This is a genomic window from Nocardia alba NBRC 108234 (assembly GCF_001612665.1).
GTDB classification, from domain to species: domain Bacteria; phylum Actinomycetota; class Actinomycetes; order Mycobacteriales; family Mycobacteriaceae; genus Nocardia; species Nocardia alba.
Window position 1 is genome coordinate 170,653 of sequence record NZ_BDAX01000004.1, and the last position, 24,811, is coordinate 195,463.

Below are 24,811 nucleotides of genomic sequence, written 5' to 3' on the forward strand. Positions count from 1 at the left end.
TGATCAGTCAGCGACAGACACCAATTGAGGTGGCATCGAAACCGGGGACAGTGAAACCGGATTCGCGTCAGTCGGTCAGGGCCACCGCGCCGAAGGTTTCCGGATCGCCTTGCAGCACCACCCGGAACGCCACCTCACGACGCGCCCAGTAGGCAGCGCAGTCGCGCATGGCGGCGTCGAACCAGGCGCGTTCGGTGGGTTGCTCGCCGAGCAGGTCGTCGGCCGTGCGGATCACCGCGACGTAGCCCGGGGCGGCACCGACGAAATCGTCCAGGTCACGCAGGCATTCGTCGAAGGAGTCCTTGTTGGCGCCGAAGTAGTACGGGAACTGGAAGGCGGCGGCGAATTCGTCGAAGAGTTCGCCGGTGGTGCGCATCTTGGCGCCGCGGAGTTCGCGGACGCGGTAGTCGGCGGGCGAGTCGTAGCGCACGCCGCTGAACTGGTTCGCGTCCACCGCCAGCGCGCCGAGCACCGGCGCCGTGGTCGCGGCCGGCGCCTCGACGGTAGGGCGAGCAAGGAACTGCGACAGCGTCATTCGCGAAGTCATCAGCGCATCCTCGTGAAGGTTTCATAGTGGTCGCCGGTGTACCAGGCCGAGCCGTCGCTGCCGGTGACGATGCGCTCGGCGTCACGACCGCGGTTGGGCTGCTTGGGATTCACGTCCCACTCCTGATATTTCACCGCCTTGCCCGCTGAATCCTTGGGCGGCAATGTGGTTGCGCGGTTCATGAACTGCTCGCCGCCCTTGGTGCCCGGCGCGTCGGCCGAACCCGGCCAGCGCCCCGCGTCGATCTCGACGAGGGTGACATAGGCGCGGTCGGGCACACCCGCGGTCTTGGTGACCGGCGAGGCCGACGAATTCCCGGCGGGCGGACCGGGTTTCGGCGCGCTCGCGCTGGTGGTGATCCCGGCGACGGCACGCGTGGTCGACGTGACGGTGGCGCTGTCGCTACCGCGACCACCGAACACGGTGAGCCCGATGGCAGCCAGAACGAGGACGAGCCCACCGAGCAGGCCGAGAGTCTTGCGTGAGAGTTTCATCGATATTGGACAGTAACGGGCGCGTGGTCGGACCACCGCTGGTCGTAGGCGTCAGCGCGTTCGACGACGGCCTGCTTGGCGCGATCGGTCAGCTCGCCGAGGGCCAGCTGGTAATCGATGCGCCAGCCGGAGTCGTTGTCGAAGGCGCGGCCGCGGTAGGACCACCAGCTGTAGGGGCCCGCGACGTCGGGGTGCAGGGCGCGCACCACGTCGACGTAGCCGGCGGCGAGCAGGTCGGCGATCCAGGCGCGCTCCTCGGGCAGGAAGCCCGCGGACTTCTGGTTGCCCTTCCAGTTCTTCAGGTCCACTTCGGCGGGGGCGATGTTCCAGTCGCCGCTCACCACGAACTCGCCGGTGCGCGACTTCAGGTAGGCACCGAGCTCGGCCATGAACCGGTACTTCTCGTCCTGCTTGGGGGTGTTCTCCTCCCCCGAGTGCACGTAGACGCTGGCCGCGGTCACGTCGCCGAAATCTGCCTCGATATAGCGGCCGGCGTCCGCGAACTCGGTGCTGCCGAACCCGATGCGCACGGCATCGGGCGCGCGTCGCGACAGGATCCCCACGCCGGCGCGGCCCTTGGATTCCGGCTCGGCATGGGAGAGCACCCACCCCGCGTGGAGCGCGGGGGCCAACGCCGCCGCGGTCTGCGCGTCGGTGGCTCTGGTCTCCTGTAGGCAGACGATGTCGGCTTCGGTCGCCGCCAACCAGGCGATCATGCCCTTGGTCGATGCGGCTCGGACACCGTTTACGTTCACAGTCGAGAGGATTATCGGCACCGTACGACCGTACAATGCAGGCAGGGATGCTCCCCCGGACACCGTCGTCCAGGAAGGGGTGATGACGATGACGTCACGCACCGCCAAGTCCGCCGCCCGCTCCACGCCCGTCGCGGCGTTGCACATCGGGTCCGGCGACCCGGTCTTGTTGTTGCACGGATTCCTGCTGTCGCCGCACTGCTGGGAGCAGGTCGCGCAGCGGATGTCGGCGCATTGCGAGGTGTACGCGCCCGCGTTCGCCGGGCACTGGGGTGGCCCGAAGGTCGAAGGGTGGGCACTGGATGTGTACGCCCTGGCCGATCAGATCGAGGACCAGCTCGACGAGCTGGGTTGGCGCACCTGCCATATCGCGGGCAATTCGCTCGGTGGCTGGGTCGGCCTCGAGTTGGCGCGCCGCGGCCGGGCTCGCACGCTCACCACGATCGCCGCGGCGGGCGGCTGGGCGTCGCCGTCGCTGAGCCAGGTCAGGGTCGGCGTGAAGTTCGCGTCGATGATCCCCTTCATCGAGATCGGCAAGCTACTGGGCGGGGTGGCCATCAACAACGCGCTCGTGCAGCAGGTGGCCGCGTTGCTGGTCACCAAACGAACCAGCGCCGTCGCCCGCCGTGATCTGGCGACAACGCTCACCGCGGTGCTGCATTGCGAGGCGATGATCCCGCTCATCCTCGGCAGCCTGCGCGCGCCGGGCATGGACGACCTGGGCGAGCTGAGCACCCCGGTGCGGATGCTGCTCGCCGAATACGACCGGATCATCCCCAACAGCGTGTACGCCACCCGCTACCTGCGCGAGCTGCCCGAGTCGGCGGATCGGATCCTGGTGCACGGGGTGGGGCATGTGCCGATGCTGGAGGCGCCCGACCGGATCGCCACGCTGATCGCCGAGCACATCTACGCCAGCCGCGGACACCTGCGCGCGGTGTGAATACGCGAAATCCCGGCCGCGACAATGCTGTTCGCGGCCGGGGTCGGCGTTACTTGCCGAGCAGACCCTTGGCGATGTGGGTCACCTGGATCTCGTTGCTGCCCGCGTAGATCATCAGCGACTTCGCGTCACGGGCGAGCTGCTCGACCCGGTATTCGCTCATATAACCGTTGCCGCCGAACAATTGCACCGCCTCCATCGCCACCTCGGTGGCGGCCTCGGAGCAATACAGCTTCATCGCCGATGCTTCGGCCAGGCTCGGCGGTTTGCCCGCCCGGCCACGCTCGAGCACATTGAACACCATGTTGCGCACATTGATTCGCGCGACTTCCATCTTGGCCAGTTTGAGCTGGATCAGCTGGAAGCGCCCGATCTCCTGACCCCACAGCGTGCGGTCACGCGCGTAATCGACACAGAGCCGGTGACATTCGTCGATCACGCCCAGCGCCATGAATCCGACACCGATCCGCTCGGCGGTGAAACTGGCTCTGGCGCTTTCTCTTCCGTCGCCGCCCTGGTGATCTTCGGTCTCGCCGAGCAAGCGATCCTTGCCCAAGCGGACATTGTCGAAGAACAACTCGCCGGTCGGTGAGGAATGCAAGCCCATCTTCTTGAACGGTTTGCCCTGGGTGAGGCCGTCCATGTCCTTGTCGAGCACGAACGTGAGCACCTTGCGGTCACGTTTGTCGGCGCCGTCGCCCTCGTCGAGCTTGGCGTAGACGATCATCACGTCGGCGAACGGTCCGTTGGTGATGAAGGTCTTCTGGCCGTTGAGGATGTAGTCCTCGCCGTCGCGTTCGACGCGAGTCTTCATGCCGCCGAACGCGTCCGAGCCCGAATCCGGCTCGGTGATCGCCCAGGACGCCACCTTGCGCAGCGTCACGATGTCGGCCAGCCAGCGCTGCTTCTGCGCGAGAGTGCCACGCGAGATGATGGTGGTGGCGCCGAGCCCGATGCTCACCCCGAGGGCGGACACCATACCCATACAGACGCCAGATAATTCGCTGATCAGCACCGCCATCATGGACTGCTGATCGCCGAAGGGACTACCCGACTTCTTGCCGCCTTCGCTCGGCTCCGCCGATTCTCTGGCGAGCATTTTCGCGACGGCGTCCTCGCCCATCGAATCGATCCCGAACTGACTGAACAGCTTGCGCAGGATCGGATAGGGCAGCATCTCACCGCTGTCGAGGGCGTCGAGGTTCGGCCGGACCTCCTTGTCGATGAACGCCCGCACGGCGTCGCGGACCATCAGGTCGGTCTCGGACCATTCGAACACTGTCGTCTCCTCCACGCTCGCTCCGCCCAAAAACATACACGCGTGCTTGTTTTTTCGGGGCCGATTCGGTGAGCCCGGTCACCATCGGTCCGCGTAACAGCGGCGTAACGAATCGGAAAATTCGCGTCTACATCGATACAGGACCGTCTGTGAGTCGCCGGTTACGTGCGGCAGCGGATGAAGGAGAGCGGGAAATGGCCGGAGCAGATACTGCCGCCACAGAGACACTCGAGGACTACACGCTGCGTTTCGCCCCGCGGAGCTACCGCAAATGGAGCCCCGCGGTCGTTGGAATCTCCGCACTCGGCGGCATCGCCTACCTCGCCGATTTCGCGATCGGCGCGAATATCGGCATCGCCCACGGCACCGGAAACGCCCTGATCGGCATCGGTATCTTCGCCGTGGTCGTGATGCTCACCGGATTTCCGCTCGCCTATTACGCGGCGCGCTACAACATCGATCTGGACCTGATCACGCGCGGCAGCGGATTCGGCTACTACGGCTCCGTGATCACCAATATCGTGTTCGCTTCGTTCACGTTCATCTTTTTCGCGCTCGAAGGTTCGATCATGGCCCAGGGCTTGTTATTGGGTCTCGGAATTCCCTTGTGGCTGGGCTATCTCGCCTCCACGATCATCATCTTCCCGCTGGTCATCTACGGGATGAACACGCTGGCCAAACTCCAGGTGTGGACCACTCCCCTGTGGCTGCTGCTGATGGTGGCGCCGTTCGGTTTCCTGCTGGTGCGCCACCCCGATTCGGTGGGTTCGTTCTTCGCCTACGGCGGCGAGAACGGTGCGGGCGTGAGTGTTTCGGGCGCGCTGCTGGCGGCGGGCGTGTGTCTGTCGCTGATCGCCCAGATCGCCGAACAGATCGACTACCTGCGCTTCATGCCGCCGCGCACGCCACAGAACCGGGCCAAGTGGTGGGGCTGGATGCTGCTGGCCGGTCCCGGCTGGGTGCTGTTCGGCGCGGCCAAGCAGGTCGTCGGCCTGTTCCTCGCGGTGTACCTGATCGCGAATCTGCCCGCCGCACAAAGCATCGCCAATCAACCGGTGCACCAGTTCCTGGAGATCTACAAGGACATGGTGCCGGGCTGGCTGGCCATGACGCTGGCCGTGGTGCTGGTGGTCATCAGCCAGGTCAAGATCAACGTCACCAACGCCTACTCGGGCTCGCTGGCCTGGACCAACTCCTACACCCGCGTCACCAAGACCTACCCGGGGCGCCTGGTGTTCCTGGTGGTCAACCTGGGTGTCGCGCTGGTGCTGATGGAAGCGAACATGTTCGACTTCCTCAACAACATCCTCGGCTTCTACGCCAACTGCGGCATCGCCTGGATCGTCACCGTGGCCACCGATATCGCGGTGAACAAGTACCTGCTGAAGATCTCGCCGAAGGTGCCGGAGTTCCGGCGCGGCATGCTCTACGACTTCAACCCGGTGGGCCTGGTCGGCTTCGGGCTGTCGGCGGTGCTGTCGATCATGACCTTCTTCGGCCTGTTCGGTGACCTGCTGAAGCCGTACTCGCCGCTGGTCGCGGTCCTGGTCGCCTTCATCGCGACCCCGCTCACCGCGATCGCCACCAAGGGCAAGTACTACCTGCGACGCACCGACGACGGCATCGAGGCGCCGATGTTCGACGAACACGGCAACCCCTCCGGCGAACTGCTCACCTGCCACGTCACCGGCCTGGACTTCGAACGCCCGGACATGATCGCCTCGGCGGTCCCCGGTCCCGAAGGCGAGATCCAATACATCAGCTCGCTGGCACTGTCCACGGACAAGGACGGAAAGCACCTGCTGCCCAGAGGGTGATGAGTTTCTGGGGTGTTGGCGCGCTCGAGTCGTGGTGGGCCCGTGGCGATGCGCGGCCGGTTTCAGACCAATCTTCGGACGATCGGTAGCGGGAGGATGCGCAGTGCGAAGCCCAACGGGACCCACGGCCAGCTGGGTACGTAGGCGTCGGTGCGGCGCTTCTCGATCGCGGCGACCATCGCGCGGACGCCGGTTTCGGTGTCCACCAGGAACTTCGGCTGGTGCTTGACGCGGTCGTTCATCTCCGAGCGGATGTATCCGGGGTAGATCACCGACACGTCGACGCCCGGGATCGCCTCCGCTCGCACGCCTTCGGCCAGCGCGGCGACGCCCGCCTTGGTGGCCGCGTAGGTGGTGAGGGTCCTCGGCATGCCGCGCAGGCCGGAGATCGAGGAGATCATCACCAGGTGGCCGCGGCCCTGCGCGCGGAAGATCGTCAACGCCGCTTCGCTCTGCGCGAGTGCGGCGAGGAAATTCACCACGGCGGTCTCACGATTGGCCCGGTGCTGCCCGGTGCCCAGCGGCGCGCCCTTGCCGAGGCCCGCGTTGACGATCACGCGGTCGATCGTGCCGAATTCCGCGGCGAACTCGTCGAAGACGGTGAACACCGCCGCGTCATCGACGACGTCGAGCTGCTTCACCGAGACCACGCGGTCGGGGTGGTCGGCGAGGATCCGCGCGCGCAGTTCGTCGAGACGCTCGGTCCGGCGAGCGCACAGGCCGAGGTCGTACCCGAGCGCGGCGAACTGGCGGGCCATCTCGGCGCCGAGCCCGGAGCTGGCGCCGGTGATCAGGATGGTGCCCCGGCTCACGAGAGCACGTCCACGGCGGGTAGTAGGTAGTCGATCAACGATGTCATGCCCTCACGCTATCCAGCCGACGCCTGCCATGGAGCAGATCCCCTCGCTATCGCTGGTCGGGATGTGTCACGGGCACCATCGTTGGCTCCGGTGACACCCGTGGTGCCGCCGGCACAGGTCAGCGGGCCGCGACCGCGACCAGTCTCGCGGCGTTGGCCGCGACGTCGTCGCCCGCCTCGTTGGCGGCGAGTTCGGCGTGGACCCGGTCGTAGTACCGGTTGATCTCGGTGTCGGTGGTTTCCTCGTCCCAGCCGAGCAGCGGGGCGATCAGGCGGGCGATTTCCGGTGCGGCGGCGAGGCCGCGATCGGGGACTTCGATGGAGATCCGGGTGCGGCGGGTGAGGATGTCGTCGAGGTGCAGGGCGCCCTCGTGGGTCACGGCGTAGACGATCTCGGCGGCGATGTGGTCCGAGGCGCCCGGGATCGGGTGGCGCAGGGCGGGATCCGCGGCGATGAGGCCGAAGATATCGGTGCACAGCGAGCCGTACCGGCCGAGCAGATGTTCGACCACGTCGACGGGCAGTCGCTGCGACACGGCCAGCTCGGTCACCTCCGCGAGCAGGTCGAAGTAGCCTGCCGCGCCGACGATGGGCAACCGCGCGGTCGAGGAGGCGGGGACCTGCCCGCCGAGGCGCGCAGCGGCGGCGTCGACGACATCGGCGGCCATCACCCGGTAGGTCGTGTACTTGCCGCCCGCGATCACGAACAGGCCAGGCGCGGGTTCGGCGACGGCGTGTTCGCGCGAGAGCTTCGCGGTCTCCTTGGTGGCGCCGGTCATCAACGGGCGAAGGCCCGCGTAGGTGCCGACGATATCGGCCCTGGTCAGCGGTTCACGCAGGAGCGCGTTGACATGGTCGAGGATGTATCGCACATCGGCGGCGGTGGCCGTCGGGTGGTCCTTGTCCAGGGCCCATTCGGTGTCGGTGGTGCCGATGATCCAGTGTTCGGCCCACGGAATGACGAACAGGACCGACTTCTCGGTGCGCATGATCATGCCGGTGTGCAGGTTCAGCCGGTCACGCGGCACGAGGATGTGCACGCCCTTCGACATCCGCACGTGGAACGGGAAGTCGACGCCGGTCATCTTGATCATGTCGTCGGTCCAGACGCCGGTCGCGCTGATCACCGTGCGGGCCCGAATGGTATGTGTGAGACCGGTTTCCAGGTCTTCGACGCGCGCGCCGACGACCTTCTCGCCGTCGCGCTCCAGTCCGACCACTCTGGTTCGGGTCAGCACCGTGGCGCCGTGCTCGGCGGCGGTCCTGGCGATCATCATCGTGTGGCGGGCGTCGTCGACCTGCGCGTCGTAGTAGCGGATCGCGCCGGTGAGTGCGTCGTCACGCAGCGCCGGCGCGAGTTCCAGTGCGCCGGAACGGGTCAGGTGCTTGTGCATGGGGACGGTGCGCGCACCACCGAGTGTGTCGTAGAGGGCGATACCGGCGCCGATATAGGCGCGCTCCCACACTCGATGCTGGAGCGGGAACAGGAACGGCACCGCGTGCACCAGGTGCGGCGCGAGCGTATTCAACAGCAGCCCACGCTCTTTGAGCGCCTCGCGCACCAGCGCGAAGTCCAGCTGTTCCAGGTAGCGCAGGCCGCCGTGGATGAGTTTCGACGATCGGCTCGAGGTGCCCGCCGCGAAATCGCGTGCCTCGACCAGGGTTACGGACAAACCGCGCGCTGCGGCGTCGAGCGCCGCGCCCGCGCCGGTGACGCCGCCGCCGATGACCAAGACGTCGACCTCGGCGGTGTCGAGCGTGGCGATGGCCTGCTCACGGTAGGTGGGGTCCAGTCGCACGGACACGATGATCTCCTTCTCGAAAGTATGGGGATAACTCAGATTTCGGCCCAGTCGAGGGTGCGTTCGACGGCTTTGAGCCAGCGGCGGTAGCCGTGCTCGCGGCGCTCCTGCGACCAGGTGGGGTACCAGCGGACGTCCTCGGACCAGTTGTCGAGCAGTTCGTCGGTGCTGTGCCAGAAACCGACAGCGAGCCCCGCGGCATAGGCGGCGCCGAGCGCGGTGGTCTCGGTGACGACCGGGCGTGAGACCGCGACGCCGAGCAGGTCGGCCTGGATCTGCATGGCCAGCTGATTCACGGTGACGCCACCGTCCACCCGCAGCGTCGCCAACGCGACACCGGCATCGCGCTGCATGGCCTCGACCACGTCGCGGGTCTGGTAGGCGATGGACTCCAGGGTGGCCCTGGCCAGGTGGGCGTTGTTGCTGTAGCGCGACAGGCCGACGACCGCGCCACGCGCATCGGGCCGCCAGTACGGCGCGAACAGACCGGAGAAGGCGGGCACGAAGTACACGCCGCCGGAATCGGCCACCTGTCCGGCGAGATCCTCGATCTGCGCGGCGCCCGCGATGATGCCCATTTGATCGCGCAACCACTGCACCGCCGACCCGGTGACCGCGATCGACCCCTCCAGTGCGTAGGCGGGCTTGTCGTCGCCGAACTGGTACGCGACGGTGGTGATCAAGCCGTGGTTCGAGCGCACGATCTCCGTGCCGGTGTTGAGCATCAGGAAATTGCCTGTGCCATAGGTGTTCTTGGCCTCGCCGGGCCGGAAACACACCTGCCCCACCCCCGCGGCCTGCTGGTCGCCGAGCACGCCCGCGATGGGCACCGAGCCTTTGAACGGGCCGTCGGGCTTCGTCGTCCCGAACAGCCCCGGGTTCGCCGACGGTGCGATGGTCGGCAACATGGCGCGCGGGATGCCGAAGATCGCAAGGAGTTCGTCGTCCCAGTCGAGGGTTTCCAGATCCATCAGCATGGTGCGCGAGGCATTGGTGGGGTCGGTGACGTGCACGCCGCCGGTGAGATTCCAGATCAGCCAGCTGTCGAGGGTGCCGAACAGGGCGTCACCCCGCTCGGCATCGGCGCGCACGCCCGCCACATTGTCCAGAATCCACTTCAACTTGCCGCCGGAGAAGTACGGCGCGGGCGGCAGTCCGGTCTTCTCGCGGATGAGCGCACTGTGCCCGGCGGCGTCGAGGTCGGCGATGATGCGGTCGGTGCGGGTGTCCTGCCAGACGATGGCGTTGCCGTAGGGGCGGCCGGTGCGGCGGTTCCACACCACGGTGGTCTCGCGCTGGTTGGTGACGCCGATGGCGGCGAGGTCGTCGGCCGTGAGATCGGCGAGCGAGAGGGCGGTCTTGACGACGGTACGGGTGCGTTCCCAGATCTCGTCCGGATTGTGTTCGACCCAGCCGGGGCGGGGCATGATCTGCGAGTGTTCGAGCTGATGACGGGCCACGACGGTGCCGCTGTGGTCGAAGACCATGAATCGCGTCGAGGTCGTGCCCTGGTCGATCGCGCCCACATACCGGTTCATCGCGTCCTTCCTCCGGACTCGCCATCGAGTCCGCCGCTCGGGCGCGCGGTCGCGGCCGGGCCCGAGATCCACGCTAGAAACGGGCGAGGGTCACCGCCACGGCCGCCGTTCGACAATGCTGAACGGGTGGGCTGATAGGTTCGGGCGGTGCCTGGCCCGATCCAGTCGATCGAACGAGCCGCAGCGGTGCTGCGCCTGCTCGCGCGCGGGCCGGGGCCCCTGGGCGTCGGCGAGATCGCCGCGGCACTCGACCTGGCCAAACCCACCGCGCACGGCATTCTGCGGACGCTGCTCGGGGTGGGGTTCGTCGACCAGGAACCGACGACGGGCAAATACCTGCTCGGGCCCGCGCTGGGCGAACTCGGCACCGATCGACTCGATGTGAACGAGTTGCGCTCGCGGGCTATCCACCGGGCCGACGCGCTCGCCGCGCGTTCCGGGGAATCGGTGCGCATCGCCGTGGCGCGGGACTCCGCAATCACGGTGATCCACCACGTCTTTCGGCCCGACAACAGCGAGCAGACCCTGGCCGTCGGCGAAGTGCTACCCGCCCACGCGACCGCGCTCGGCAAGGTGCTCCTCGCCTACGACGCCGCGGCGGAAGTCGGTGCGCTCCACCAGCTCACCCACCGAACGATCACCGAACGCGGCAGACTCGACCGGGTGATCGCCGAGGTGCGCCGACGGGGCTGGGCGGACGAAGTCGACGAACGTCGCTCGGGCGAAGCGGGGATCGCCGCCCCCATTCGGTCCCGAGGTGGGCTCGTCGTCGCGGCGATCGGCATCACCGGTCCGACGGATCGGCTGTGTGACAACCGGCTACAGGTGCGAGCGGTCGCGAAAGAACAGGTGCTGGCCGCCGCCCTCGCCGTGCACCGCGACCTGACGGCGGTGCGATGAGCGGGGACATCGCGATGACGCGCCATAATTTCTGCGACACAGCACCTTCCGCAGCTGCGTGGCGTTGCGGTGGTGCCACCGCCGCGAAGACACGCACCACCGACGAGAGCAGCCGGCGATGACTCAACGTTTCGTGCTGGCCATCGATCAGGGCACGACCTCGAGCCGGTGCATCGTGTTCGACCAGCACGCACGGCTGGCGGGGATGGCGCAGCGGACACATCGTCAGCACTACCCCAGGTCGGGCTGGGTGGAGCAGGACGCACTCGAGATCTGGCGGACGGTGGAGCGGCTCGTGCCCGCGGCGCTGCGCGACGCCGGGATCACCGTCGACCAGGTGGCCGCGATCGGCATCGCCAATCAGCGCGAGACCACGGTGGTGTGGGATCGGCACACCGGGCTGCCCGTGCGGTTGGCCATCGTCTGGCAGGACGTGCGCACCGAAGCACTGGTCGATCAGCTGAAGCAATTGCCCGGCGCCCAACGTATTCCGGAGTTGAGCGGGCTCCCCTTGGCGACCTACTTCGCCGCGCCGCGCCTGCGCTGGTTGCTCGACGAGGTCGAGGGCCTTCGCGCCAGGGCCGAACGCGGCGATGTGCTTTTCGGCACCATGGAATCGTGGCTCATCTGGAACCTGACCGGTGAGCACGTCACCGACGTCACCAACGCGGGCCGCACCCTGCTGATGAATCTGACCACCCGGCAGTGGGACGCGGAACTGTTGCGGTTCTTCGATATTCCACCCGCCGTGCTCCCTCGCATCGAACCGTCGACCGGTGATTTCGGCACCGCGCGCACCCTCGTCCCCGGCGTCCGGATCGGGGCCGCGCTCGGCGACCAGCACGCGGCCCTGTTCGGCCAAACATGCTTCGCCCCAGGGGAAACCGAGTGCACCTACGGCACCGGGGGCTTCCTGATGATGAACACCGGCAGTGAACTGATCCGCTCCCGACACGGCCTGCTCACCACCATCGGCTACCAGGTCGGCCCCGAACCGGTCTACGCGTTGGAAGGGCCGATCGCGGTCACCGGCTCGCTGGTCCAATGGCTTCGCGACATCGTCGGCCTGATCGCCACCGCACCCGAGATCGAGACTCTCGCGAGCACAGTCGACGACAACGGCGGCTGCTACCTCGTCCCCGCCTTCTCCGGCCTCTACGCCCCACACTGGCGCAGCGATGCCCGCGGCCTGCTCATCGGCCTGACCTCCTACGTCACCAAGGGCCACCTGGCCCGCGCGGTCCTCGAGGCCACCGCCTGGCAGACGCGCGACGTGGTCGAGGCGATGAACGCCGACGCGGGCCTGCAAGCCCGATCCCTGCGCGTCGCAGGCGGAATGGCGTCGAACAACCTGCTCATGCAGATCATCGCCGACGTCCTCGACACCCCCGTGACGCGCCCACTGGTCACCGAAACCGTTTCCCTCGGCGCCGCGTACGCCGCCGGCCTGGCCGTCGGCTACTGGCCCGATCTCCAAGGCCTACGCCGCAATTGGAAGGCCGCCGCCCAGTGGACCCCGTCCCCCGACCGCCGAATCCGCGACGAGGAATACGAACGCTGGCAACGAGCCGTCCAACTCAGCGTCGGCTGGGCCCGCCCCGCCACAACCGGTTAGCCGACTGCTCAACCGAAGATCTCGTCGGTACCCGTAGCGGTCACGGCCTGCGTCAGCCAGGGGATCACGGCGGCATCGGGCGCCCGGCTGTCGGTGCCCCTGGCCGCGTAGCCAGGGCTCCGCACTACGTCGTTCGGCGTTGGAGCAGGACTGTGAGGGTGAACAGGAGGACGCCGGCGATGGCGAGCAGAGCGCCGACCACGGCCGGGGCGGTATAGCCGAGGCCTGCGGCGATGACGAGGCCGCCGAGCCAGGCGCCCGCGGCGTTGGCGATGTTCAGGGCGGCGTGGTTGAGGGCGGCGGCGAGGGTTTGGGCGTCGGCGGCTACGTCCATCAGGCGGGTTTGCAAGCCGGGGGCGAGGGCAGCGCCGGAGGCGCCGACGAGGAAGGCGCCGATCGAGGCGGTGATGGGGTTGTGGGCCGCCAGGACGAACCCGGCGAGGATCACCACCATCGCGATCATGGCGACGAAGATCGAGCGGTCGACGCCACGGTCGGCGAGGATGCCGCCGCCGATGTTGCCCACGATCATCCCGAGACCGAACAGCGCCAGCACGATCGGCACCAATCCGATGGGCATGCCCGCGACATCGGTCATGGTCGTGGCGATGTAGGTGTAGACGGCGAACATGCCGCCGAAGCCGATCGCGCCGACGGCCAGGGTGAGCAGTACCTGCGGGCGTCGCAGCGCGCCGAGTTCGGTCATCGGGTTGGTGATCTTCATACTGGTCAGCGCCGGTACGAAGCGCCAGAGGGCGGCTACCGTCGCCACTCCGATCACGGCGACGACCACGTAGGCGTCCCGCCAGCCCAGGTGCTGGCCGAGCCAGGTCGCGCCGGGCACTCCGATCACATTCGCCACGCTGAGTCCGAGCATCACCGCGGCCACGGCCTTGGCTCGCTGCCCGACGGGGGCCAGAGTGGCGGCCGCCAGCGAGGCGACGCCGAAGTACGCCCCGTGCGGCAGGCCTGACACGAAGCGAGCGAGCACGAGCGTCCCGAAGGTCGGTGCCAGCACGGTCCCGATGTTGCCGAGGGTGAACGCCACCATCAACGCGATCAGTAATTTCTTGCGCGCCACCCGCGCGCACAACGCGGCGATCAGCGGCGCGCCGACCACGACGCCCAGCGCGTACGCCGACACCGCGTGCCCGGCCGAGGGCTCGGAGATATCGAAGGCCCGCGCGATATCGGGCAGCAACCCCATGGTCACGAACTCGGTGGTCCCGATCCCGAATCCACCCAGCGCCAACGCGAGCATCGCCGGGACATGCCAGCTGGTGCGCGGCACATCGAGGCGATCAGAGACGGCGATGGGAGAAGTCACGCTTCCATGCAACGGCCACAGGTACCGGTTCGCTACCCGAGATGAGCGTGAGTTACCCCACCCGCGCGCAGAAGAACCCGGCAAGCCACCCACTGATCTCGCGAGAACATGGGTAACTCCCCGGGCCGAGCACACTGAACCGCCACCGATTCCGCAGGCCGCCGACGCAGGTCTCCCGTCACTCGAGCCCGGCTCGAATACACGGAGAGGCGGGGCAGCGAGGCGGGGCAGCGAGGCGGCACAGAAACGCCCGCACCGGATTCGGTGCGGGCGTTTCACAGCCGTGCGAACTCGCGGTCGCGAGGGGGGGCCTAGCTCACTTCAGTGCGCGAGCCAGGTTCACATCGAGCGCGCCGAGGAATTCCTCGGTGCTCAGGTAACCCTGGTCGCCGCCGACGAGTGCGGCGAGGTCCTTGGTCATCTGACCGCCCTCGACGGTCTTGATGACCACGTCCTCGAGCGCCTGCGCGAAGCCGATCACCTCGGGGGTGTTGTCCAGCTTGCCGCGGTGTTCGAGGCCGCGGGTCCAGGCGAAGATCGACGCGATCGGGTTGGTCGAGGTCGGCTTGCCCTGCTGGTGCTGGCGGTAGTGCCGGGTGACGGTGCCGTGCGCGGCCTCGGCCTCACAGGTCTTGCCGTCCGGGGTGAGCAGCACCGAGGTCATCAGGCCGAGCGAGCCGAAGCCCTGGGCCACGGTGTCGGACTGCACGTCGCCGTCGTAGTTCTTGCAGGCCCAGACGTAGCCGCCCTCCCATTTCATGGAGGAGGCGACCATGTCATCGATCAGGCGGTGCTCGTAGGTGAGACCCGCCGCGTCGAACTCGGCCTTGAACTCGGCGTCGAACACTTCCTGGAAGGTGTCCTTGAACATGCCGTCGTAAGCCTTGAGGATGGTGTTCTTCGTGGAGAGGTACACCGGGTAGTTCTGCTGCAGGCCGTAGTTGAACGAGGCCCGCGCGAAGTCCTCGATGGACTTCTTGAAGTTGTACATACCCATGACGACGCCGCCGTCTTCGGGCATCTTCACGACCTCGTGGATGATCGGCTCGCTGCCGTCCTCCGGGGTGAAGGTCAGCGTGACGGTGCCCGCCTCGTAGACCTTGAAGTCGGTGGCGCGGTACTGGTCGCCGAAGGCGTGACGGCCGATGATGATCGGCTTGGTCCAGCCGGGCACCAGGCGGGGCACGTTGGAGATGATGATCGGCGCGCGGAAGATGGTGCCACCCAGAATGTTGCGGATGGTGCCGTTGGGCGAGCGCCACATCTTCTTGAGGCCGAACTCCTTCACCCGCGCTTCGTCGGGGGTGATGGTCGCGCATTTCACGCCGACGCCGTACTTCTTGATGGCATTGGCCGCGTCGACGGTGACCTGGTCGTCTGTCTTGTCGCGGTACTCGATGCCGAGGTCGTAGTACTCGAGGTTCACGTCGAGATAGGGATGGATCAGCTTGTCCTTGATGAACTGCCAGATGATCCGGGTCATCTCGTCGCCGTCGAGTTCTACAACGGTGCCTTCAACCTTGATCTTGGACATGGATCTTCGTGTCCTCCTCGGTGGGTGCCCTTATTGCACGGCTAGGCGAACACGCTTGTGAGCGGACCCCAGCAGTTCCAACAGACAACGTATATGCCCCGCGTTGTCTGCGGGACGTGTGGTGCAAACAAGACGAGCGTACTGCTGTCCCCCACCTCACCGCGACGGGAGGCCCCACTGTGCGGGACGGCCCCCTGGCCCGCCCGCCACCACCCGATCGGGCCCTGACCGGCTACTGAACGGTAACAAGAGGCCCGCGCCGTAGCGCGGGCCTCGTCGAGAAGATCAGACCGCGACGGGTATCGCGGCCGCGTGTTCGTCGCCTTCGATCAGGTTCTCCGGCTTGTCGCGGATCATCACCGCGATCACCACGGCGGCGGCGAGGAAGAAACCCGCGCCGATATAGAACGCGACGTCGTAGCTGTAGATCGACGCGCGTTCGACCAGGTGGTCGACGGCAGGGTTGTCGGTGACGTAGTTCTTCGCCGCCTGAACCGACAGCGTGGTCAGCAATGCGGTGCCGACGGCGCCGCCGACCTGCTGAGCGGCATTGAGCAGGGCGCTGGCGACCCCGGAGTCCTCGGCGTCGACCTGGTGCAGGGCGACGGCCTGCATCCCGACGAACAGCGGGCCCATGCCGAGCGCCATCACCAGCTGCGCGGGCAGCACGCTGAACGCGTACCCGTCGCCGTAGCTCAGTTGCGCCAGCCACAGCAGGCCGACGACCCCGAGCAGCGCGCCGACCACCATCAGCGGCCGCGGCCCGAACTTGGGCATCAGCGAGCTGGTGACAGCAGCGGCGATCCCGATGCCCACCGGGAACGGCAGGAACGCGATGCCCGCTTTCAGCGGCGAATAGCCAAGGGTGTTCTGGTAGTAGAAGCTCAGGAACAAGAACATGGCGAACATCGCGATCGGGATGAGCAGCGCTGCCAGCAACGCGCCGCCGCGATTGATCTCGCCCGGAATTCGCAGCGGAAGCAGCGGGTTCGCCGAACGTGCCTCGATGGCGACGAACGCGATGAGCAGCGCGAAGCCCGCACCGAGCAGGCCGAGGGTGCTACCGGCCAGCCAGCCGTGTTCGGCGGCGCGGCTGAATCCGTAGACGATCGCCACCAACCCGAATGTCACGGTGACGGCGCCGGGCAGGTCGTAGCCGCCGGTTCTCGGCACCGGGATATCGCGTGCGATGACCGCGACGGCGCCGACTACCGCGATGAGCGCGATCGGTGTATTCATCAACAGCGTCCACCGCCACGACGCGAACTCGGTGAGCGCGCCGCCCACGATCAGCCCGAACGCGATGCCGCCCGCGGTGATCCCCGCGAATACCGCGAACGCGCGGGCACGCTCCTGCACGTCGGTGAAGATCACCGACAGCAGCGAGAGCGCCGCGGGCGCGAGCAGGGCCGCGAACGCGCCCTGCAAGCCGCGACCGAGGAACAGCTGCGGTCCGGTCTGCGCGAGCCCGGCCAGTGCCGACGCGGCGGCGAAGCCGACCAGGCCGACCAGGAAGATCCGGCGCCTGCCCAGGTAGTCGGCCATCCGGCCGCCGAGCAGTAGCAGCCCACCGAAGATGAGCGTGTACGCGGTGAGCGCCCACTGTTTGTCGCCATCGCTGATCCCCAGGTCACGCTGGGCATACGGCAGGGCGATCGTGATCACGGTGGCGTCGAGCACCACCATCAACTGGGCGGCGGAGAGCACGACCAGCGCCCACCACCGCATCGAACTCTGTTGGGAATCAACATGTTTCGTCTCTAGCTCGGTGCTGGTCACCAGGGCTCCTCGTCGCTCGAATGGCTTGGCTCAATCCTGGCACTACCCGACAATTGGCGTCAAGAGAAAAATGTCTGAATGCGCCAATTGGCCTATCTGGACAGATACAGCGCCCGAAGCGGTAGTCTGGTGCCATGCTGGACTCGACCACTCCGATCAGCGCCGACCGGACGACCGAACCGGCTGCCGCCGCGCCGCTGGGCCTGCGCGAACGCAAGAAGCTCCAGACCAAGGCCGCGATCGTCACCGTCGGGCTCGACCTGTGCGACAGCCAGGGCTTCGACGCGACCACGGTCGAGCAGATCGCCGCGGGCGCCGATGTGTCCCCGCGCACCGTGAACCGGTACTTCGCGCTCAAGGAAGACATCGTGCTCGCCCCGATCGACGACTTCGGGATCTCCGTCGCCATCGCGCTGCGCTCGCAGCCCAAGACCGGCAACGAACTCCAGGCCCTGTGCGGGGCCTATCTGTCGGTGGTCCAGGCCGAGGCGGACGCGGACGGCATCCGGTTCATTCGCCAGTTCCTGCAGATGCAGCGGATCATGCGCACCAGCCAGTCGGTCAACGCCCGCGCGCTGGAATACGCGGAGAAGAAGAACGTGGCGGTGTGCACCGAACTCGCGGATCGGATGGGCACGACGCCGGACGACTTCACGGTCAAATTGGTGGCCGGAATCTGGCAGATGCTGTGCCACCTCTCGGTCGCCGATACCGAACAGGCACTGCTGAGCGGATCGCCTGCGGTGGCCGTTCGGGTCACTCGCGATGCCGTGTTGCGCGCCTACCACGGCTTGCGGCAGGTGTGCGGCGCACCGGTGGACGACACGCCAGGCTTCGGCGCACCGTCCGACGAGTGATCTTCGGCGGGAAATGCGGGGGAAGTTTCCGCCCGCGGAAGATCTCCGGTTAACATGACGGCAAGGTCATGAGTACCAGCGCCAAGCCCCGGCTCGCTGGTCGGCAACCCTCCAGTTGCGGTGGGGTGCTCCGGGTGATGACCGGGCTCTCGAAAGTCGAGAGCAAGCGCATTGCAGGAGGCCCCCATGTGTTGTTGCGAGTCGATCCGACCCAGTTGACGAGATCCCCCGGCTGACACCCATTTGGAGCATGACATGACCGACTCTTCCCTGCCCGAGAACTGGTCCTTCGAGACCAAGCAGATCCACGCGGGCCAGGCCCCCGACGCGAGCACCAACGCGCGGGCGCTGCCGATCTACCAGACCACCTCCTACACCTTCCGCGACACCGATCACGCCGCCGCGCTGTTCGGTCTCGCCGAGCCGGGCAACATCTACACCCGGATCATGAACCCCACCCAGGACGCGGTGGAGCAGCGCGTGGCCGCGCTCGAAGGCGGCGTCGCGGCGCTGCTGCTGGCCTCCGGCCAGGCCGCGGAGACCTACGCGATCCTGAACCTGGCGAGCGCGGGCGACCACATCGTGTCCAGCCCGCACCTCTACGGCGGCACGTACAACCTGTTCCACTACTCGCTGCCCAAGCTGGGGATCACGGTCTCGTTCGTCGAGGACCCCGATGACCTCGCGCAGTGGGAAGCCGCGATCAGGCCCAACACCAAGGCGTTCTACGGCGAGACCATCGCCAACCCGAGCAGCGCGGTGTTCGACATTCCCGGCATCGCCGGGGTCGCGCACGCGAACGGCATCCCGCTGATCGTCGACAACACCGTCGCCACCCCCTACCTGATCCAGCCGCTGGCCCACGGCGCCGACATCGTCGTGCATTCGGCGACGAAGTACCTGGGCGGCCACGGTGCGGCGGTGGCGGGCGTGATCGTCGACGGCGGCACCTTCGACTGGACCGTGCGCGACGCCGACGGCAACGCGCGTTTCCCCGGCTTCACCGAGCCCGACCCCAGCTACCACGGTGCGGTGTTCGCCGATCTGGGCGCGCCCGCGTTCGCGCTCAAGGCGCGCGTGCAGCTGCTGCGCGATCTGGGCGCGGCGGTGTCGCCGTTCAACGCGTTCCTCATCGCCCAGGGCATCGAGACGCTGAGTCTGCGGGTCGAACGGCATGTCAGCAATGCCGAGCAGGTCGCGAAGTTCGTCGCCGAGCAGCCGGGCGTCGACGCCGTGTACTACGCGGGCCTCGAGTCCTCGCCCTGGCACGCGCGGGCCAAGGAGCTGGCGCCCAAGGGGGCGGGCGCGATCGTGGCCTTCGAGCTGGCGGGCGGTGTCGATGCGGGCAAGAAGTTCGTGGACGCGCTCAGCCTGCACAGCCATGTAGCTAACATCGGTGATGTGCGTTCACTCGTGATTCACCCGGCGTCGACCACGCATTCGCAGTTGACGCCCGCGGAACAGTCGGCGGCCGGCGTTACTCCCGGCCTGGTCAGGCTCGCGGTGGGCATCGAGGGAATCGACGACATTCTGGCCGATCTAAGGGCCGGGTTCGCGGCGGCGACGACGTGACCGTGAGCACCGAATCGCCGATCGCCCGACCTGGAACCGGAGTGGCCCTGCTGCCACCGCCGGACGGGCGAGCAGGCGTGGTCGCCATCGGGGACGTGGCACTGGAGAACGGCGCAGTGGTCCCCGATGTGCGGCTGACGGTGCAACGCTGGGGCGAGCTCTCGCCCACGCTGGACAATGTGGTGCTCGTCGAACACGCGCTCACCGGTGACTCCCATGTCATCGGTGGGCCCGACGGGGCGCCCGGCTGGTGGGAGGGCATGGTCGGGCCCGGCGCGCCGATCGACACCGACGAGTGGTGCGTGATCGCCACCAACGTGCTCGGCGGCTGCAAGGGCAGTACCGGGCCCGCTTCCCTCGCGTCCGATGGAAAGCACTGGGGCGCACGGTTTCCCGAGCTGACCATCCGCGATCAGGTGCGCGCCGAGGCGCAGTTGTTCGAGGTGCTCGGGATCGAGCGGCTCGGCGCTGTGGTCGGCGGCTCGATGGGCGGCATGCGGGTGCTCGAGTGGATCATCGGCCTGCCGGAGCGGGTCAGCGCCGCGCTCGTGCTGGCTGTCGGCGCCCGTGCCACCGCCGATCAGATCGGTACCCAGACCACCCAGATGGCCATCATCACGGCCGATCCCGACTGGCAGGGCGGCGACTATCACGGCACCGGCCGCGCGCCGATGACCGGCATGGGGCTGGCCCGGCGGATCGCGCACCTGACCTACCGCACCGACAGCGAACTCGATCACCGGTTCGCCAACAAGGCCCAGGGTGACGAGAACCCGTGGACCGGTGGACGATACGCGGTGCAGAGCTACCTCGAACACCAGGCCGACAAGCTGTGTTCGCGCTTCGATCCGGCCACCTATGTGCTGCTCAGCGAGGCCATGAACCGCCACGACGTGGGTCGCGGGCGCGGTGGTGTCGCCGCCGCGCTGGCCTCCACCCCGGTGCCGTGCGTGGTCGGCGGCGTCGACTCCGATCGCCTGTATCCCTTGTCCACGCAGGCCGAGCTGGCCGAGGGGCTGCCGGGCTGCGCGGGTCTCGAGATCGTGCATTCGCGCGACGGGCACGACGGGTTCCTCACCGAGGCCGCCGCCGTGTCGAAGTTGCTCACCGAGACGATGCGCTTGGCGCGGGAGAACCGCTGAGCCGTCAGGGTCCGGTCAGCAGGGTGACGATCGAGCGCACGTAGGCCTGAAGTCGTTCGCGCGGATACTGTTCCGGCTCGCTCACGGCCAGTCGGCCGAGCATTTCGGCGACGGTGAGGGTCGAGTTCGCGAGCAGTTCGGCATCCATGCCCGACCAACGCGGCGACAGCGAAATACCCATGCGCACAAGAGATTCCGCGCGCGCCAAGATATCGGCCCGCGAAGTGCGAAGCGCCGCACGGTATTCGCCGGGGGCGCTCGCCGGCGTGGCGAGGATCAGCCGCCAGCGCGTCGGATTCGCCAGGGCCACACCGACGAACGCTTCCACCGTCGACGAGGCCACCGCGACCGGGTCGGCGCCGAGCAGGTCCGCCGGCAACGTTTCGGCGATCTGTTCCAGTCCGCGTTCACTCTCGCGTTCCAGCAGTGCCTCGACGAGTTCGGCGCGGGTCTTGAACACGGTGTAGAGCACCGGTTTTCCGACCCCGGCCTCCTGCGCGACGGCCTCCATGCTCAATTCGTGCAGTTCCATCCGCCCCAATACGGCGAACGCGGCGTCGAGCAATTGCGCACGACGCTCCCGCGGCGGCAGCCGCGGGGCATAGCGGCGCCGCGGTTGCCGATCCTGCGTCGCTGTCACACGCCCACCCGCCTTTCTTCCTCTCTGGACGATACCCCGCGGCCGATCCGGCGGCGCAATTCCTACGCAGCCGTTGTATTCAACACACACCATTGCTACGGTGATGTTGTATTCACCTGCAAAGGAGCATGTGCCATGGCCTTCGACCCCACCTCACTGCGCCGCGACGACTACGGCTTCTTCGGGCCCGACTCCCCCAGCTGGAAGGTCTGGGCGTCGCCGACCGCCCTGATCGGATTCCAGCGCGCCGTCGCCCTCGAACACTTCGATCCGTTCCTCACCGCCGCCGTCGCCGATTCGCAGGGGATCTACAGCAACCCGCGCACCCGGCTCGACCACACCCTGCTGTACTTCGTGCTCGTCGCGGTCGGCGACGGCCGCACCGCCATCCAGGCCGCCGAGCACCTGATGAAGGTGCACGCGCCGATGACGGGCATCGAACCGATCAGCGGCAAGCGCTACAGCGCCAACAGTCCGGAAACCCAGCTGTGGATCCACATCACCGGCTGGCACTCGGTGCTCAAGGCCTACGAGATGTACGGACCCGGCCCGCTCAGCCCTGAGGACGAGCAGCGCTACTGGGCCGAGTGCGCGATCGCCGCCGAGTTGCAGACCTGCAAACCCGAGGATGTACCGCGTTCACGCGACGAGGTGCGCGCCTACTACGAGCGGGTCCGGCCCCAACTGTGCGTCACCGAGCGCGCCATCGAAGGCATGCACTATCTGATGTGGACGCCGCCGAGCAAAGGCTGGGGCTACGCGATCGGAAGCAGACTGCTCTCGCTGGCCAGCATCCCGACACTGCCGATGTGGATGCGCAGACTCGGCCGGTACCGGGTGCCCCGCGTGGTCGATCTCGCGGTGCGGATTCCCGCGAAGGTGATCTCGTGGCTCGCCGCCCGGCGTGACAACTGGGTGATCGTGAAGGCCGCGCCGTTCATCGCACCGATGACCGGGCAGGTCTTCGCCGCGCACGCCACCGCCCCGGTTCCGGTCGACCCGGTGACGATCACGCCCGGACAGGCGCGCGCCCGGTACGGCAGCCAGGGGCATCGCAGCCTCTGGGAGCCGAAAGTCCCCGAAACCGCCTGAACGACACCGCGCACGCGGATGTCGAGGCCGGCCACGTCAACGACGCCGTGGTCGGCCTCTCGCGTCAGTTGACGCCGAGAGTGTTGATGGTGGCGGCCAGGAAGACGATGGCACTGCCGAGTGTGGTCAAGGCCGCCACGTCGAAGGGACGGCTGCGCACGGCGAGCAACCCCACCTGCACGGTCGGCAGGCACAGCCGGAACACGGCGGCCACCAGGGCGGCGCTGCCGAAGATCAGCGCACCGCGACGCCACCGGTCCCACGCGACGAAGCCGACCGCGATCACGATCAGCGCGGTCACCACGGTCATCGGCAGATGACTGCGCAGGTACTGTTCCCCCGCGCTCAACCGCGCGACCCGGTGCTTGCCGGTCGTCTCCGCCTCGTTCACGAGCCCGATTGTTCCAGATACCGCCTGCGCGCGGACGGGGTGGCGCATGACAGAGTGGTCCGCTGTGCTGCACCTGATCTTTCACGAGCCCGTGATTCCGCCCAATACCGGCAACGCGATCCGGTTGGCCGCGGGGACCGGCTGCGCGCTACACCTGATCGAACCGCTCGGTTTCGACCTGTCGGAGTCCAAGCTGCGCCGGGCCGGGCTGGATTATCACGACCTCGCGGTGGTGACCGTGCACCCCGATCTGGCGACGGCGTTCGCGGCGATCCGGCCCGGGCGGGTGTTCGCCTTCACCACCCAGGCCACCACCCGTTTCACCGATATCGCCTATCGCGACGACGACGCGCTGCTGTTCGGCACCGAACCGACGGGGCTGCCGGCGGAAGTGCTGACCGATCCGCGGATCACCGAGCAGGTACGCATTCCGATGCTGCCGGGGCGGCGGTCGATGAATCTGTCGAACGCCGCGGCAGTATCGGTGTACGAGGCGTGGCGGCAGCTGGGGTTTCCGGGCGCGGTCTAGGCGGGGCGGCCGTGCGGACGCCCCGGTGTGACATCGCAAGTCGGTAGGCGGCGCGATGGTGCTGGACACGAGGGGGCCCGCGCCTCAGTCGATGTCGAACCGCTTGAACCGGGAGGTGGCGCCCGCAGTCAGCCGGACGGCGGACTTGGCGACGCCGTAATGGTCGGCGAGTAGTTCGATGGCGGCCTTGTTTGCCTTGCCCTCGACGGCCGGGGCGCGGACGTAGAGGGTGAGGGTGCCGTCGTCGGCGGTTTCGACGAGTGGGCCTTTACGGCTGTTCGGTTTGATCGTCGCCCGCACGGTGGGCACCGGGAGTCTCCTTCCCTGACGCTGCCGATTCGGGTGCGCCGGATGTGCCGACTCCGGACGCGGCGGCGGGTGCAGCGGGAGTGGTGGCCGCGGGTACGGGCGCGGTGGGCGCGGGCGTACCGACGCGGCGACGCCTGCGCAGGAAACGCAGTGCGGCATACAGCAATCCACCGATCACCGCGAGGAAGCCCAACCACGGCACGGCCTTGCCGATGAAGACGATCGCGTCCTGCAACCAGTCGATCAGCGAGTGCCAGCCCGAGACGATGCCGTCCCAGAAGTTGTCCGGGTCGCCGGGTGCGGTCTTGTCGTCGGCGGTGAGGGTGATGGTGATGGTGGACAGCGCCACCTGATCGTCGAGGCTGCGTTTCTGCGCGGTGAGACTGTCGAGTTCGCCCTGTCTGCTCGACAGTGCCTCCTCCGCGGCGATCAGGTCGGCGGTGTTGGTGGCGCTGGTGATCAGCGCTTTGAGCCGGTCGACGGAGGCTTGCAGGGCACGGATGCGGGCGTCGAGGTCCTGCCACTGCATGGTGACATCGTCGCGGTTGGTGCTCACCCGGGTCACCGTGCCCACCCCACCGAGCCCGGTGATGAAGGCATCGGTCTTATCGGCGGGCACCCGCACACTGAGCACGGCCCGCGCGGCACGCTTGTCGGTGCCGGGCTGTTCGGTGCGGCTGTCGATCCGGCCGCCGACGGCGCGAACCTGCTCGGTGACGGTCGCGGCGGCGGCGATCGGGTCCCCCGAGGTGACATCCACCGACCCGGTGATCACCTCTTTCCGGTTCGACTGATCCGTCGGCGCCGGACTGTCCCGCTGCGGGGCGCCCTCCCGGAAACCGGGCGTCACTGCGGGAGCGGGCCCGCCCATGACAGTGGGCGAGGACGCCTTACCGGCATGGTCCTCGCTGTCGTCGTCGCCGCACCCGACCAGGAACACGAGTCCGAGCAACGCGATCATCACCACGGCAAGCTTGCGCATGGTCGCAGCGTAGTGCGTCAGCGGACCCCCGGCCGGCGTTCAACCAGGCGGACACATCGCCCCATGCGTGCACACCCTGGGCCGGGTAACCCCTGTATGTCTCTACCC

Annotated in this window: 23 protein-coding genes and 1 riboswitch; of the genes, 9 read left to right on the plus strand and 14 right to left on the minus strand. The window is 67.6% G+C overall.

The genetic code is table 11. The annotated features are described in order from the left end of the window. Positions 1-67: 67 nt before the first annotated feature. Genes NA12_RS08150 through NA12_RS08160 form a run of 3 tightly spaced genes read right to left on the minus strand, consistent with a single transcriptional unit; the run spans position 68 to position 1,817 of the window. On the minus strand, positions 68-547 hold the full coding sequence (locus NA12_RS08150; RefSeq protein WP_067447947.1) for a barstar family protein: 480 nt from the start codon (positions 545-547) through the stop codon (positions 68-70). Further along, the gene (locus NA12_RS08155; protein ID WP_067447949.1) at positions 547-1,041 is read right to left on the minus strand and encodes a guanyl-specific ribonuclease; all 495 of its coding nucleotides are present in this window, start codon (positions 1,039-1,041) and stop codon (positions 547-549) included. The genes NA12_RS08150 and NA12_RS08155 overlap by 1 nt, the downstream gene beginning before the upstream one ends. Next, positions 1,038-1,817: an exodeoxyribonuclease III gene (locus NA12_RS08160; protein WP_084472498.1), complete on the minus strand. Its 780-nt coding sequence runs from the start codon at positions 1,815-1,817 to the stop codon at positions 1,038-1,040. Before NA12_RS08160 ends, NA12_RS08155 begins: the two co-directional genes overlap by 4 nt. A 67-nt stretch (positions 1,818-1,884) precedes the next feature. Here NA12_RS08160 and ephH point away from each other — a divergent pair, with 67 nt between their 5' ends. Then, positions 1,885-2,739, plus strand: a complete 855-nt coding sequence (gene ephH, locus NA12_RS08165) for an epoxide hydrolase EphH (RefSeq protein WP_067448022.1) — start codon at positions 1,885-1,887, stop codon at positions 2,737-2,739. Positions 2,740-2,788: 49 nt separating this feature from the next. Here the strand turns inward: ephH and NA12_RS08170 are convergent, their stop codons facing one another. Next, positions 2,789-4,018: an acyl-CoA dehydrogenase family protein gene (locus NA12_RS08170; RefSeq protein ID WP_067448024.1), complete on the minus strand. Its 1,230-nt coding sequence runs from the start codon at positions 4,016-4,018 to the stop codon at positions 2,789-2,791. A 194-nt stretch (positions 4,019-4,212) separates the two neighbouring features. Here NA12_RS08170 and NA12_RS08175 point away from each other — a divergent pair, with 194 nt between their 5' ends. After that, positions 4,213-5,835 carry a purine-cytosine permease family protein gene (locus NA12_RS08175; RefSeq protein ID WP_067447953.1) on the plus strand — a complete coding sequence of 541 codons (1,623 nt, stop codon included), beginning with the start codon at positions 4,213-4,215 and terminating at the stop codon, positions 5,833-5,835. Between the two features lie 62 nt (positions 5,836-5,897). On the opposite strand, the gene NA12_RS08180 is transcribed toward NA12_RS08175, so the two are convergent. From NA12_RS08180 to glpK (NA12_RS08190), 3 genes are all read right to left on the minus strand, one after another. Beyond that, entirely contained in the window at positions 5,898-6,647 is a 750-nt protein-coding gene (locus tag NA12_RS08180; protein WP_067447955.1) for an SDR family oxidoreductase, read from the minus strand. Positions 6,648-6,813: 166 nt separating this feature from the next. Continuing rightward, positions 6,814-8,499, minus strand: a complete 1,686-nt coding sequence (locus NA12_RS08185) for a glycerol-3-phosphate dehydrogenase/oxidase (protein WP_067447957.1) — start codon at positions 8,497-8,499, stop codon at positions 6,814-6,816. A 32-nt stretch (positions 8,500-8,531) separates the two neighbouring features. Then, positions 8,532-10,034, minus strand: coding sequence for a glycerol kinase GlpK (glpK, locus tag NA12_RS08190; protein ID WP_067447959.1), 1,503 nt, complete (start codon positions 10,032-10,034; stop codon positions 8,532-8,534). A gap of 147 nt (positions 10,035-10,181) precedes the next feature. On the opposite strand from glpK (NA12_RS08190), the gene NA12_RS08195 reads away from it, so the two are divergent. Together NA12_RS08195 and glpK (NA12_RS08200) are read left to right on the plus strand one after the other, a co-directional pair. After that, a complete protein-coding gene (locus NA12_RS08195) occupies positions 10,182-10,934 on the plus strand; it encodes an IclR family transcriptional regulator (RefSeq protein ID WP_067447961.1) in 753 nt (250 codons plus the stop codon). 118 nt (positions 10,935-11,052) lie between these two features. After that, entirely contained in the window at positions 11,053-12,549 is a 1,497-nt protein-coding gene (glpK, locus tag NA12_RS08200; protein WP_067447963.1) for a glycerol kinase GlpK, read from the plus strand. A 124-nt stretch (positions 12,550-12,673) separates the two neighbouring features. Here the strand turns inward: glpK (NA12_RS08200) and NA12_RS08205 are convergent, their stop codons facing one another. The 3 genes from NA12_RS08205 to NA12_RS08215 form a co-directional block, all read right to left on the minus strand. Beyond that, entirely contained in the window at positions 12,674-13,864 is a 1,191-nt protein-coding gene (locus NA12_RS08205; RefSeq protein WP_243655063.1) for an MFS transporter, read from the minus strand. Between the two features lie 328 nt (positions 13,865-14,192). Further along, positions 14,193-15,410 carry an NADP-dependent isocitrate dehydrogenase gene (locus NA12_RS08210; RefSeq protein ID WP_067447965.1) on the minus strand — a complete coding sequence of 406 codons (1,218 nt, stop codon included), beginning with the start codon at positions 15,408-15,410 and terminating at the stop codon, positions 14,193-14,195. 285 nt (positions 15,411-15,695) lie between these two features. Further along, entirely contained in the window at positions 15,696-17,189 is a 1,494-nt protein-coding gene (locus NA12_RS08215) for an MFS transporter (protein ID WP_243655057.1), read from the minus strand. A 134-nt stretch (positions 17,190-17,323) separates the two neighbouring features. Here NA12_RS08215 and NA12_RS08220 point away from each other — a divergent pair, with 134 nt between their 5' ends. The 3 genes from NA12_RS08220 to metX all read left to right on the plus strand — a co-directional run bounded on the left by NA12_RS08220 (position 17,324) and on the right by metX (position 20,760). After that, positions 17,324-18,046: a TetR family transcriptional regulator gene (locus tag NA12_RS08220; RefSeq protein ID WP_067447967.1), complete on the plus strand. Its 723-nt coding sequence runs from the start codon at positions 17,324-17,326 to the stop codon at positions 18,044-18,046. 64 nt (positions 18,047-18,110) lie between these two features. Then, a riboswitch (SAM riboswitch) is annotated at positions 18,111-18,221 on the plus strand. 80 nt (positions 18,222-18,301) lie between these two features. After that, positions 18,302-19,618, plus strand: coding sequence for a bifunctional o-acetylhomoserine/o-acetylserine sulfhydrylase (locus tag NA12_RS08225; RefSeq protein WP_067448030.1), 1,317 nt, complete (start codon positions 18,302-18,304; stop codon positions 19,616-19,618). After that, a complete protein-coding gene (metX, locus tag NA12_RS08230; protein ID WP_084472500.1) occupies positions 19,615-20,760 on the plus strand; it encodes a homoserine O-acetyltransferase MetX in 1,146 nt (381 codons plus the stop codon). The genes NA12_RS08225 and metX overlap by 4 nt, the downstream gene beginning before the upstream one ends. Positions 20,761-20,764: 4 nt before the next feature. On the opposite strand, the gene NA12_RS08235 is transcribed toward metX, so the two are convergent. Continuing rightward, positions 20,765-21,400 carry a TetR/AcrR family transcriptional regulator gene (locus NA12_RS08235; protein ID WP_067447969.1) on the minus strand — a complete coding sequence of 212 codons (636 nt, stop codon included), beginning with the start codon at positions 21,398-21,400 and terminating at the stop codon, positions 20,765-20,767. A 135-nt stretch (positions 21,401-21,535) separates the two neighbouring features. Between NA12_RS08235 and NA12_RS08240 the strand changes: the two genes are divergently transcribed. Beyond that, a complete protein-coding gene (locus NA12_RS08240) occupies positions 21,536-22,492 on the plus strand; it encodes an oxygenase MpaB family protein (protein ID WP_067447971.1) in 957 nt (318 codons plus the stop codon). Positions 22,493-22,556: 64 nt separating this feature from the next. Here the strand turns inward: NA12_RS08240 and NA12_RS08245 are convergent, their stop codons facing one another. Then, positions 22,557-22,883: a DUF3017 domain-containing protein gene (locus NA12_RS08245; protein ID WP_243655056.1), complete on the minus strand. Its 327-nt coding sequence runs from the start codon at positions 22,881-22,883 to the stop codon at positions 22,557-22,559. Positions 22,884-22,929: 46 nt separating this feature from the next. Between NA12_RS08245 and NA12_RS08250 the strand changes: the two genes are divergently transcribed. After that, positions 22,930-23,412 (plus strand): tRNA (cytidine(34)-2'-O)-methyltransferase, encoded by a 483-nt coding sequence (locus NA12_RS08250; protein WP_067447973.1) that lies wholly within the window; start codon positions 22,930-22,932, stop codon positions 23,410-23,412. Positions 23,413-23,496: 84 nt separating this feature from the next. Here the strand turns inward: NA12_RS08250 and NA12_RS08255 are convergent, their stop codons facing one another. Beyond that, positions 23,497-23,721 carry a DUF167 domain-containing protein gene (locus NA12_RS08255; protein ID WP_067447975.1) on the minus strand — a complete coding sequence of 75 codons (225 nt, stop codon included), beginning with the start codon at positions 23,719-23,721 and terminating at the stop codon, positions 23,497-23,499. After that, positions 23,681-24,703 (minus strand): DUF4349 domain-containing protein, encoded by a 1,023-nt coding sequence (locus tag NA12_RS08260; protein ID WP_132370161.1) that lies wholly within the window; start codon positions 24,701-24,703, stop codon positions 23,681-23,683. The genes NA12_RS08255 and NA12_RS08260 overlap by 41 nt, the downstream gene beginning before the upstream one ends. Positions 24,704-24,811: the final 108 nt, after the last annotated feature.

Coding starts and splice junctions, on each gene's coding strand:
- NA12_RS08150 (WP_067447947.1), bottom strand. CDS start 547: ATGACTTCGCGAATGACGCTGTCGCAGTTCCTTGCTCGCCCTACCGTC.
- NA12_RS08155 (WP_067447949.1), bottom strand. CDS start 1,041: ATGAAACTCTCACGCAAGACTCTCGGCCTGCTCGGTGGGCTCGTCCTC.
- ephH (WP_067448022.1), top strand. CDS start 1,885: ATGACGTCACGCACCGCCAAGTCCGCCGCCCGCTCCACGCCCGTCGCG.
- NA12_RS08175 (WP_067447953.1), top strand. CDS start 4,213: ATGGCCGGAGCAGATACTGCCGCCACAGAGACACTCGAGGACTACACG.
- glpK (WP_067447959.1), bottom strand. CDS start 10,034: ATGAACCGGTATGTGGGCGCGATCGACCAGGGCACGACCTCGACGCGA.
- glpK (WP_067447963.1), top strand. CDS start 11,053: ATGACTCAACGTTTCGTGCTGGCCATCGATCAGGGCACGACCTCGAGC.
- NA12_RS08210 (WP_067447965.1), bottom strand. CDS start 15,410: ATGTCCAAGATCAAGGTTGAAGGCACCGTTGTAGAACTCGACGGCGAC.
- NA12_RS08220 (WP_067447967.1), top strand. CDS start 17,324: ATGCTGGACTCGACCACTCCGATCAGCGCCGACCGGACGACCGAACCG.
- NA12_RS08225 (WP_067448030.1), top strand. CDS start 18,302: ATGACCGACTCTTCCCTGCCCGAGAACTGGTCCTTCGAGACCAAGCAG.
- NA12_RS08240 (WP_067447971.1), top strand. CDS start 21,536: ATGGCCTTCGACCCCACCTCACTGCGCCGCGACGACTACGGCTTCTTC.
- NA12_RS08250 (WP_067447973.1), top strand. CDS start 22,930: ATGACAGAGTGGTCCGCTGTGCTGCACCTGATCTTTCACGAGCCCGTG.
- NA12_RS08260 (WP_132370161.1), bottom strand. CDS start 24,703: ATGCGCAAGCTTGCCGTGGTGATGATCGCGTTGCTCGGACTCGTGTTC.